This is a genomic window from uncultured Campylobacter sp. (genome assembly GCF_937997465.1).
Classification (GTDB): Bacteria; Campylobacterota; Campylobacteria; order Campylobacterales; family Campylobacteraceae; genus Campylobacter_A.
The window spans coordinates 1-10,177 of record NZ_CALKTQ010000216.1; the positions used below are offsets into that span (position 1 = coordinate 1).

Below are 10,177 nucleotides of genomic sequence, written 5' to 3' on the forward strand. Positions count from 1 at the left end.
TCACCGATAAATTTAAATTCTAAAATATTATACAATCTTTTTATAAAATTTAACTTTTAAGCTTAAAGAATATACAATTTATTTTAATTAAATTTTATAAAAGGACAAACGTGAAAATTTTTTCAAAACCATGCGGAGATTATCAAACCAACTGCTACGTAGTATCCAAAAACGGGCGCGATATTATCATTGATCCAGGTCAAGATTCATATGACTTTGTCGTTAAAAATTCACACGCGCCACTCACTATTTTAAACACTCACGGGCATTCCGATCACGTTCTTGACAATGTTAGCTTAAAAAATTTTTTTAATGTTCCAGTTTACATCCACAAAGACGATAATTTCATGCTTCACGACGATCTTTGGGATGCGGGTCAGCAGCCGATGCACGACGCGATTTGCGTCGGCGGAGCGAAATTTGAGGATGTTAAATTTAACATAGAGGACTTTGAGATCGAGTTTATGCACTTTCCTGGGCATACGCCAGGATGCTGTATGGTGCGCGTGGACGACGTTATCTTTAGCGGAGATTTTTTATTTAGAGGTTCGATTGGGCGCTATGATTTTCCGTTTTCAAACGCCGAGGATATGCGCCAAAGCTTGCTAAAATGCAAAAATTTGCAAGGAGATTTTGTACTGTATCCAGGCCACGGAGATAAAACGACGCTAAAAGCCGAGCAGGCGAATTTGGACTTTTGGATAAATATGATCGGTAGGGAGATGAGATTTTAACGGGTCAAATTTGGGCTTTTAAAATTTCAAAATAACCGCGCCAAATTTTAAAAGGTAAATTTGACGGCGGTCTTTTTAGCGTTAAATTTATGCAGATTTTGCCAAAATACCGCCGAAAAAGACGACGCTAAATTTACTGCGCCGTCAAATTTCATCAAATTTGACAGAGCTTACGCGTTTTGCTTCGCCTCTTCTTTGCGTTTTGCTTCGTTTCGTCTTTGTGCGGCTTGTTTTTGCAAGTTCGTTTTGTAAATTTTAAAGATATGATCCTCTAAAATCACGACCTGAAAAGTCCCCTCAAATACCTTTATATCGTTCGTCGTGCCGGTTACTCGCACCTCGCGTTTTTTACTCTCGTTAAAGTGTGAGCGCGCGTCAAATTCGATCGCTTCGTTTAGCTTGGTCGGCGCGAAAAAATGTATCTTAGCCCCGATAACCACGCTAAAAGTCTCATTGACCGCCGCCATCGCCGCGTAGCTAGCCGCTGAGAAAACAAATCCGCTGTGTATGAGCCCCTCGCTATCGGCGACCATGTCGCTAGTGGCGAAAAAGCGCGTTTTGGCGCGGTTTGACTCGAGCTGCGTCACGGCGCCACTAAGACCGATTTTTATATTCGGCGAGGTTTTTAGCTCGTTGCGAAACGGATTTTCATCCTCTGGCAGTACGACCCCGTCGCTACTGTTGTCGTCGTAGATATTTTCGTCCATTTTTCACCTTTTTATACGCTTAGTTTTAGATAGACCCGTTTTGGCGCGGGATAGCCCTCGACCGTGCGCGCCGGGTCTGTGGGATCGAGGAAATCGCCCAAACTCTGACCCAAGATCCACTCCGTTTTTCGCTGCTCGTGCGCGTCCGTCGGCTTTGTAGCCAAAATTTGCGCGTCTTTAAAACTTGCCCTCTCACACCAGTTTAAAAGCGCCCTAATAGTCGGCACGAAGTAGATATTTGGTATCTTTGAGTAGGTATTTTTGGGGCTCAAGGCAAAATCGCCCTCCATATCAAGATACATCGTGTCCAAAAATAGCTCGCCGCCCGCATTTAACGCGCCTTTTAGCTCTTTTAGCGTACGCACCGGATCGCTTCTGTGATAGAGCACGCCCAGACAAAACAGCACGTCAAATTTGACGCCGTAGTGCGGCAGATGCTCGACGCCTAGCAGCTCGTACTCTATGCCCGAGCGCGCAAACGCGTCGATAAATTTAAACTGCAAAAAGCTCATCACGCCAGGATCAAAGCCAATCAGCTTTTTCGGGCTCTGGGGCAACATACGAAAGAGATAGTAGCCGTTGTTGCAGCCGATATCGCCCACGACCTTGTCCGCTAGATCCATGTGCGGCGCGAGTAGGTTAAATTTGACAAAACTCCTCCACTCGCTGTCGATAAAGATATCGTCTATCTTAAACGGCCCCTTGCGCCACGAGCGTAAATTTAGCGCCGTTTGCAGCGTCTCTTCGCGCTCCGCTGGCGTTAAATTTGCACTTATCTCGACTATATCGTCAAATTTGAGCTCAAATTCGCGCCCCTTAAATTTAGCCGCCAGCTCCTCTATCTCACGCATCAAAGGTGCGTAGGTTTTGCCCGCCAGCTCTCTAGCCTTCGCCGCTCTAGCCGCTTCTAAACTCATCATTCCGTCCAGTCGATGATGTTTTTAGGGCACTCTTTGTGATAGACGCCCGTCGCGTCGTAGTACTCCTTACACTCGTTGTAGTACTTCGTCGTCACGCCGCGGTCGTTTAAAAACACGCAACCGCCAAGCATAGCCGCCAGAGCCGAAAAAAATAAAATTTGCGCTAGAGTTTTCATTTGAAAAATTTAGCGTGCTTTTTCTTCATATATTCGACGACTTCAAGCACCTCGTCCACGCCTTCGGCATCGCTGCTCTCCAGTGCGTCGTCGATGCACTCAATGTAGGTCTCTACGGCGTCCTCGAGCCTATCTTTTTTCACGCCGGCATAATACAGCATCGCCTCTAGCATCATCGAAAGCTCGTAGCTTAGCTCGTCCACGGTAGGTTCTATTTCTTTCATTTTCTATCCTTGCAAAATCGTTTTTTTAGTTATTAGGTCGGTTATCTGCGCCTTTACGTTTTCATAGCTAAAGCTATCCTTAAAGCCCGCAAAAAGTCCGCCGCTAGCGTTCACGTGTCCGCCGCCGCCGACTAAATTTTTAGCCATCTGGCTGACATCTACTTTGCCATTAGCGCGAAAGCTCAGCGTCTTTTTGCTCGTAACGTCGATGAAAAAATCAATATCGGGGTTCGCGACTAAAAAATCGTTGCCGATAACCGAGGTGTTACCGATATTGTAGGTCAAAATGCCGTTAAGGTCGTTATACTTTATGCTAAATTTCTCTTTTTCCTCGCTTAGCTTTTTTACGACGAAGGCTGAAATCAGGTTGCTTAGAGTGTCGTTTTTATCCTCTTTGAAAAAGTCCTTTTTAAATCCGAAAATCGCCTCGTCAAGCCCGACATAGTCGTCTCCCGCGTCAAAAAACTCCCGCGCGCGCTCGATAAGATAAAAAAGATAGCGTGAATTTTCAGCCTCAAACATCGTTTTGTTTATCTCTTTTGCGTTTGCGACGAGTCCGAGTCCGACCTTGCCCATTTCAAAATTTACGTCCTCTTTTAGCCAGATATCCACGGCATTTACGACGTCGCTAAAGTGATTTAGGCTCGCATCTACGCCGTAAATTTTAGCGAAAAAATCATGCGTGATCTTGGTCGCACACCTTGAGCTATCTAAAAAATACCAGCCAAATTTGCTCGCGCATTCGGCTCCGCTTTGGTGGTGATCGAGGAGCAAAATTTTAGCGTTTTTATTTACGAGCGCCTTCTCGTAGGCTTCGCACTGCTCCACGGTTAAATTTAGATCAGTTATCAGGATAAGCGCTTTTTCGTCATTTTTAATCACTTCGTCTTTGCCGTGATTTTCGGACGCATTTTGCGAGTTACCATTTTGCTCGCTGATTAAATTTGACTGCGTCTGGGCTACGCTTTTATCAGAAATTTGAGCCAAAATTTGATCAAATTTCTCGTCGATCTCCTTGCCGTAGTTTGAGTTGTAAAATTTAACGTTTTTAAAATAGTGATTCGTTATTACCTGCGCGCCGTATCCGTCCAGATCGGTGTGCGAGAGGTGGTGGATGGTCATTTTATTCCTTACAAATTTGATATTTCTATCGTGCCTAGCGTCTCAAACGGCGTATTTGCCGCGACTTCGGCAAAGCTAAGCACCGTGATATCTATGGCGAAATTTGCACAGATATCAGCGATAAATTTACGCAAGCTAGGCTCTACGCAAAGTATCATCGAGCCGTATTCCGAGATCGGCCGCTTCGCCCTCGCCTCACGCAGAGCCTGCACGATCGCCGAGGTCTGCGAGACGTTTATCATCAGGTGATACGCGCCGTCTTTATACTGCACGGCGTCGATCAGCTTTTGCTGCGCGGCTGGCTCCATCACGTAGAAATTTAACCGCCCGCCCTCATCGACGTAAAGCGAAGTGATAGCACGAGCAAGCGCGGTGCGGACGTGCTCGACGATCATATCGAGGTTTTTGCTAACCTCGGCGATGTCGCTTAGCGCCTCTAGGATGCTTAGCATATCTTTTATCGGGATGTGGTCTTTTAGCAGCGCTTTTAGCACCTTTTGGATAACTCCGATAGGCGCGATGCGCAGCGTATCCTCGACGATGACGGGGTACTCTGATTTTAGCTTGTCGAGCAAATTTTGCGTCTCTTGGCGGGTTAGGAGCTCGGCGGCGTTTTGCTTTATCAGCTCGCTCATGTGCGTGGAGATGACGCTCGCGGGATCTACGATCGTGTAGCCGCTTAGTATCGCGTCCTCTTTTACGCCCGCATCGATCCATAGCGCATCGAGGCCAAACGCGGGCTCTTTAGTCGGGATGCCTTCGATATTGTCGCTAACTAGCCCGCTATCCATAGCTAGAAATTTATCCGCGTAAATTTCGCCCTGCCCGATCACGACGCCTTTTAGCTTAAAGCGATATTCGTTTGGCGGTAGCTGAAGGTTGTCGCGTATACGGATCTTTGGCATCAAAAAACCAAGCTGTGCCGCGATATTTCGGCGCATCGCTCGTATGCGCTCGATGAGATCGGTCTCGGCGATCTTTAGCAGGCCATATCCTAGATCAAGCTCTAAAATTTCAAGCTTTAAGATATCGTTTATCTTGGCTTCCTCTTCGCGGGCGATCTCCTCTTCGCTTTTTTTAGGCGGTTTAGGCGCTGCCGGTCCTTCCTCCTCGCCTTGGGTAGAGCTTGCGCTTTGGGCCTTGGCGGTCAAATTTATCTTACCCTCTTTTACCTCTTTCATTATATAACCCATACTTAAAAACAGAAGCGAGATAAAGCCCAGAGATAGCGTCGGAAGCCCGGGAACCAGGGCAAATATAAATAGTATAAAGCCGACTATCAAAAGCGTTTTGTATTCGCCTAGCAGCTGCGTTAGCGAGCCCTCGGCGAAATTTTCATCGTCCTTGCTAGCGCGCGTGATGATAATCGCCGTAGCCGTCGACGTGATGAGGCCCGGGATCTGACTCACTAGACCGTCGCCAATAGTTAGGATCGTATAGTTTTGCGCCGAAGTAGCCATGTCTAGGCCGTACTGAAACGAACCGATGAGAAAGCCGCCGACGATGTTTATGATCGTGATGATGATGCCAGCAACCGCATCGCCTTTGATAAATTTAGACGAACCGTCCATCGCACCGTAGAAATTCGCCTCGCCGATGATGGCTTCACGGCGCTCTCTGGCTGTCTTTTCGTCGATCAGACCAGCGTTTAGATCAGCATCTATCGCCATTTGCTTACCGGGCATAGCATCTAGCGTAAATCTCGCCTGTACCTCGCTCACGCGCGTCGAACCCTTGGTAACGACCATGAAATTTATAAGAACTAGGATCGTAAAGACGATCACGCCGATGACGTAGTTGCCGCCTACGACGAACTGCCCGAAGCTCGATATTATTTCGCTCACGGCATCGGGACCGTTGTGTCCTTCGCTTAAAATCATACGCGTAGTGGCGATGTTTAGCGAGAGTCTAAAAAGCGTGATGATGAGAATAAGCGTCGGAAACGTGCTAAGATCGGTAGGCTTTGGCACGTAAACGGCGATCAGGATAATGAGCACCGAGATAGAAATAGAAAGCGCAAGAAAAAAATCCAAAACCGCGCTAGGAAGCGGCACGATAATGATCGCTAGGATGGCGATTATGACGCCGACGATCGTGAGCCCTTTAAACCTTACGATAGGCTCTAAAAACGGTGCGACCAGGGTTAGGATATTGCGCTTTTGTTTTGCCAAAATTTACTTCTTGATTATATTTGCTAACGTAATTGTATCTAAAAAATCGTCAATTTTAGACTGAAGAGCGCTAAACATCGGCCAAATTTGGCATATTCCGCCCTTACTAGATGAGCAACCATCGGCCGAGATCGAGCACTCAAATACCGCCATTTTACGCTTTTCAGCGCTTTCTATTATCCTTTTTATGCTGATTTCTTCAGGCTTTTGCGCGAGCATAAATCCGCCGTTTGCGCCCTTAAACGAAACCAAAATTCCCTCTCTAGCCAAATTTTGCAAAATTTTAGCCAAAAAGCTTTTTGATATCTCAAGCTCGCCCGACATCGTATCGACATCTGATGGAGCGTCTTTTTGCGCTATGTAAATCAGCGAAAGCAGCGCGTATTCGCTTGCTTTTGTCAAAAGCATAAATTCCCCTTAAATTTTTTGCGGATATTTTATTAAATTTTATCTGCAAATTTGATTAAATCAATATTTTTTAAAACAGGTGCCGCATTTTTTGATTTTTATGATATAATCGCCTTTTTTAATCTCACCAATCAGGAGGTCATTATGGCTTTGGATTCGGCTAAAAAAGCAGAAATTGTTGCGAAATTCGCTAGAAAAGAAAAAGATACGGGTTCTCCGGAAGTTCAGATCGCGTTGCTAACAGCAAGAGTCGAGGAGCTAACCAAGCACCTAAAAATCTACAAAAAAGATCACTCGTCTCGCCTAGGACTACTTAAAATAGTCGGCCGCAGAAAACGCTTGATGAAATATCTAAAAGCTAAAGATTACGCAGCTTACACAAAAGTTATCGCTGAGCTAAATCTCAGAGATAAATAATCCCAAGCCCTAAATTTGGGGCTTTTCTTTCAAATTTTACTTCTTATTATTTTCAAAATTTAGATTCCTAAAATTTAGCAAAAAACCAAATTTACTATCCTATTACATTAAATAGATTTAATTTTTCCCGCATACCGCTCATTTTACTCAAATTTTACCTTTCCAAAATTGAGCTAACTACGCTAAAGTTATCTAAATAAATTTTTTAAACTCTAGCCCTTGACAATTATCCGCTCAATGTTGTATAATGCGCCTAGCAATTTAAAGGAGAGAGTGCTAATATGATAAAGGTGAGCAAGCGAGATCTGATACTTGATTCTATCATTCAAGCTTATCTTAGCGACAACGCTCCAATCGGCTCTAGCGAGCTTGGTTCGCGCATGGCGATGTCGATCCCGGCCTCTACGATCAGGGTTTATTTTAAAAAGCTCTCCGACGAGGGCGCGATCACGCAGTTTCACGTTAGCGGCGGCAGGATACCGACGGCAGCGACAATGAGGGATTATTGGCGAGCTAGATTAAATTTCGATGAGACGCTAAATATCGCAAATCCAAGCCTGCTAAAGTTGCTAAGCGATGAATTTGAAATTTACGCGATGGTTTTTGAAAACAAAACCCAAACGCTAAACGAGGTCTTAAATTTAAACAATAGATTTTTGATTTTGAGCTTTAGCGAGGACGAGATAGCGCTCAAATTTAACTCGAAGGTAGAGAAATTTTTGAGCAATCTCATCGGCATAGACCTCGATAGGCTCGAGCTTACCTGTATGCAGGTGGGCCTAAACGAGCTAAGAAATAAGATAGCTGAGCTAAAGCGCAACAAAATTCGCTTTTTAGAAAACGAAAAGGTAGCGCTTGAAATTTTCGGCAAGAGCTTTAAAAACGCGCTAAGCCCTAGTCTTGAGATGGTTTTTGACTCAAATTTAGTCTTTTTCGGCGAAAATTACCTAGGCATGAAGCTTGGCGTAAATTTTGACGGCAAAGAGGCTAAAATGCTTTGCGCGGGCAGCATTTATAATGATTATGAAAGATTTTTAAACAACCTAAAGGAGGCGGCATGAACGAGAATGAAAACGTAGAACTTGAGCAGCAAATCCCGTCAAATTTTGACGAGAGTATCAGCTTTGAGGGCCTTGACGCGAAATACGTCGAGCTTCAAAAGCAGCTCGAGGAGCTAACGGATAAGTATTATAGAGCCAACGCGGACTTTGAAAACATCAAAAAGCGTTTTGAAAAGGAAAAAGCGGACATCGCAACGTATGCAAACGAGAAATTTGCGCGGGATCTGCTTCCGGTGATAGACGCGCTTGAGATGGCGGTAAATTTTGAAACCGAAGGCGACGAATACGCGGCAAAAATCAAAGAGGGAATTTATATAACGATAGATCAGTTTAAAAAATGTTTCGAGAAAAACGGCATCACCGCGATCGAAGCGAACGAGGACTTTGATCCGAATTTCCACAATGCTATGCTGCAAGTAGAAAGCGAAGACGTGGAAAAAGGCAAGATCGTACAAGTGATACAAAAAGGTTACCTCATCAACGGCAGAGTTTTGCGCCCTGCGATGGTGTCGATAGCGAAGTAAAATTTGAAAGAAAAATTTAATAAAAAGGATAAACAATGGCAAAAGTAATAGGTATAGACCTAGGAACGACGAATTCATGCGTAAGCGTGTATGAGAGAGGCGAAAGCAAGGTAATCCCGAACAAAGAGGGTAAAAACACGACTCCTTCGGTTGTGGCGTTTACCGATAAGGGCGAAATTTTAGTAGGCGACAGCGCAAAACGCCAAGCCGTCACAAATCCTGAAAAAACCATATACTCTATCAAAAGAATAATGGGTCTAATGAGCAACGAGAAAAACGCTCAGGAAGCTAAAGCTAGGTTGCCGTACCACGTCGTAGATAGAAACGGCGCGTGCGCTATCGAGATCGCGGGCAAAGTCTACACTCCGCAAGAAATCTCCGCAAAAGTGCTCATAAAGCTAAAAGAGGATGCGGAGAGCTATCTGGGCGAAACAGTCGTAGACGCCGTCATTACCGTGCCTGCGTACTTTAACGACAGCCAAAGAAAAGCGACAAAAGAGGCGGGAACTATCGCTGGACTAAACGTGCTTCGCATCATAAACGAGCCAACTGCGGCGGCTCTTGCTTACGGTCTAGATAAAAAAGAGTCCGAAAAGATCATGGTTTACGACCTAGGCGGCGGTACGTTTGACGTTACCGTACTAGAAACCGGCGATAATGTGGTCGAGGTTTTAGCTACGGGCGGTAACGCATTCCTGGGCGGCGATGATTTCGATAACCGCCTAATCGACTGGCTAACGAGCGAATTTAAAAGTGACTCGGGTATCGATCTAAAAACCGACGTGATGGCTATGCAGCGCCTAAAAGAGGCAGCCGAAACGGCCAAAAAAGAGCTTAGCTCGGCTCAAGAAACGACTATAAATTTACCGTTTATCACTGCTGATGCTACGGGTCCTAAACACCTCACAAAAACGCTAACTAGGGCCAAATTTGAGGGTATGATCGAAGATCTGGTCGCGCAAACGATCACCAAGATAAACGAGGTCGTAAAAGACGCCGGCCTAAACAAATCCGATGTCAAAGAGATCGTCATGGTGGGCGGTTCGACGCGTGTGCCTTTAGTGCAAGAAGAGGTCAAAAAGGCGTTTGGCAAAGAGCTAAATAAAAGCGTAAATCCGGACGAAGTCGTAGCTATCGGCGCGGCGATCCAAGGCGCGGTCATCAAAGGCGACGTGAAGGACGTGTTGCTCCTAGACGTCACTCCGCTAAGCCTAGGTATCGAGACTCTAGGCGGCGTGATGACAAAAATCATCGAAAAAGGCACGACTATCCCGGTTAAGAAAAATCAGGTATTTTCAACCGCCGAGGATAACCAAAGCGCCGTCACGATCCACGTACTACAAGGCGAGCGCGAATTTGCCCGCGACAACAAATCTTTAGGTCAATTCAACCTTGAAGGCATCAACCCTGCTCCACGCGGTATGCCACAAATTGAAGTGACCTTCGACATCGACGCAGATGGTATCATCCATGTTTCTGCGAAAGACAAAGGCACAGGTAAAGAACAACAAATTACTATCAAAGCGTCTTCCGGTTTAAGTGATGAAGAAATTCAACAAATGGTGCGCGATGCCGAAGCGAACGCTGAATCCGACCGTAAATTTGAAGAATTGGTACAAGCACGCAATCAAGCGGATCACTTAGTTCACAGCACGCGTAAACAATTAGACGAAGCGGGTGATAAAGTGCCTGCGGCAGATCGCGGTACCATCG

Annotated in this window: 12 protein-coding genes; 5 read left to right on the top strand and 7 right to left on the bottom strand. The window is 45.5% G+C overall.

The features are described from left to right. The first annotated feature begins 110 nt into the window (after positions 1-110). Positions 111-734, top strand: a complete 624-nt coding sequence (locus Q0546_RS07195; RefSeq protein ID WP_298791745.1) for an MBL fold metallo-hydrolase — start codon at positions 111-113, stop codon at positions 732-734. Between the two features lie 170 nt (positions 735-904). Here the strand turns inward: Q0546_RS07195 and Q0546_RS07200 are convergent, their stop codons facing one another. Genes Q0546_RS07200 through Q0546_RS07230 form a run of 7 tightly spaced genes read right to left on the bottom strand, consistent with a single transcriptional unit; the run spans position 905 to position 6,462 of the window. Next, the gene (locus Q0546_RS07200; RefSeq protein WP_298058229.1) at positions 905-1,441 is read right to left on the bottom strand and encodes a PaaI family thioesterase; all 537 of its coding nucleotides are present in this window, start codon (positions 1,439-1,441) and stop codon (positions 905-907) included. An 11-nt stretch (positions 1,442-1,452) separates the two neighbouring features. Next, positions 1,453-2,358 (bottom strand): tRNA 5-methoxyuridine(34)/uridine 5-oxyacetic acid(34) synthase CmoB, encoded by a 906-nt coding sequence (gene cmoB / locus Q0546_RS07205; RefSeq protein WP_298791747.1) that lies wholly within the window; start codon positions 2,356-2,358, stop codon positions 1,453-1,455. After that, positions 2,358-2,537: a hypothetical protein gene (locus tag Q0546_RS07210; protein WP_002946522.1), complete on the bottom strand. Its 180-nt coding sequence runs from the start codon at positions 2,535-2,537 to the stop codon at positions 2,358-2,360. The genes cmoB and Q0546_RS07210 overlap by 1 nt, the downstream gene beginning before the upstream one ends. Beyond that, complete coding sequence (locus Q0546_RS07215; RefSeq protein WP_298791749.1) at positions 2,534-2,761, bottom strand: hypothetical protein; 228 nt, start codon at positions 2,759-2,761, stop codon at positions 2,534-2,536. Before Q0546_RS07215 ends, Q0546_RS07210 begins: the two co-directional genes overlap by 4 nt. 3 nt (positions 2,762-2,764) lie before the next feature. Continuing rightward, complete coding sequence (locus Q0546_RS07220; RefSeq protein WP_298791751.1) at positions 2,765-3,883, bottom strand: 3'-to-5' oligoribonuclease B; 1,119 nt, start codon at positions 3,881-3,883, stop codon at positions 2,765-2,767. An 8-nt stretch (positions 3,884-3,891) separates the two neighbouring features. Then, positions 3,892-6,054, bottom strand: coding sequence for a flagellar biosynthesis protein FlhA (flhA, locus tag Q0546_RS07225; RefSeq protein WP_298791753.1), 2,163 nt, complete (start codon positions 6,052-6,054; stop codon positions 3,892-3,894). A 3-nt stretch (positions 6,055-6,057) separates the two neighbouring features. Next, on the bottom strand, positions 6,058-6,462 hold the full coding sequence (locus Q0546_RS07230) for an Rrf2 family transcriptional regulator (protein ID WP_298791755.1): 405 nt from the start codon (positions 6,460-6,462) through the stop codon (positions 6,058-6,060). 144 nt (positions 6,463-6,606) lie between these two features. On the opposite strand from Q0546_RS07230, the gene rpsO reads away from it, so the two are divergent. The 4 genes from rpsO to dnaK all read left to right on the top strand — a co-directional run. After that, positions 6,607-6,879 carry a 30S ribosomal protein S15 gene (gene rpsO / locus Q0546_RS07235; protein ID WP_298791757.1) on the top strand — a complete coding sequence of 91 codons (273 nt, stop codon included), beginning with the start codon at positions 6,607-6,609 and terminating at the stop codon, positions 6,877-6,879. 281 nt (positions 6,880-7,160) lie between these two features. Further along, positions 7,161-7,940, top strand: a complete 780-nt coding sequence (locus Q0546_RS07240) for an HrcA family transcriptional regulator (RefSeq protein ID WP_298058218.1) — start codon at positions 7,161-7,163, stop codon at positions 7,938-7,940. Then, positions 7,937-8,464: a nucleotide exchange factor GrpE gene (gene grpE / locus Q0546_RS07245; protein ID WP_002946505.1), complete on the top strand. Its 528-nt coding sequence runs from the start codon at positions 7,937-7,939 to the stop codon at positions 8,462-8,464. The genes Q0546_RS07240 and grpE overlap by 4 nt, the downstream gene beginning before the upstream one ends. 35 nt (positions 8,465-8,499) lie before the next feature. Continuing rightward, a partial coding sequence (dnaK, locus tag Q0546_RS07250) for a molecular chaperone DnaK (protein WP_298791759.1) occupies positions 8,500-10,177 on the top strand: 1,678 nt, incomplete at its 3' end.

Coding starts and splice junctions, on each gene's coding strand:
- Q0546_RS07200 (WP_298058229.1), bottom strand. CDS start 1,441: ATGGACGAAAATATCTACGACGACAACAGTAGCGACGGGGTCGTACTG.
- cmoB (WP_298791747.1), bottom strand. CDS start 2,358: ATGAGTTTAGAAGCGGCTAGAGCGGCGAAGGCTAGAGAGCTGGCGGGC.
- Q0546_RS07210 (WP_002946522.1), bottom strand. CDS start 2,537: ATGAAAACTCTAGCGCAAATTTTATTTTTTTCGGCTCTGGCGGCTATG.
- Q0546_RS07215 (WP_298791749.1), bottom strand. CDS start 2,761: ATGAAAGAAATAGAACCTACCGTGGACGAGCTAAGCTACGAGCTTTCG.
- Q0546_RS07220 (WP_298791751.1), bottom strand. CDS start 3,883: ATGACCATCCACCACCTCTCGCACACCGATCTGGACGGATACGGCGCG.
- Q0546_RS07230 (WP_298791755.1), bottom strand. CDS start 6,462: ATGCTTTTGACAAAAGCAAGCGAATACGCGCTGCTTTCGCTGATTTAC.
- rpsO (WP_298791757.1), top strand. CDS start 6,607: ATGGCTTTGGATTCGGCTAAAAAAGCAGAAATTGTTGCGAAATTCGCT.
- Q0546_RS07240 (WP_298058218.1), top strand. CDS start 7,161: ATGATAAAGGTGAGCAAGCGAGATCTGATACTTGATTCTATCATTCAA.
- grpE (WP_002946505.1), top strand. CDS start 7,937: ATGAACGAGAATGAAAACGTAGAACTTGAGCAGCAAATCCCGTCAAAT.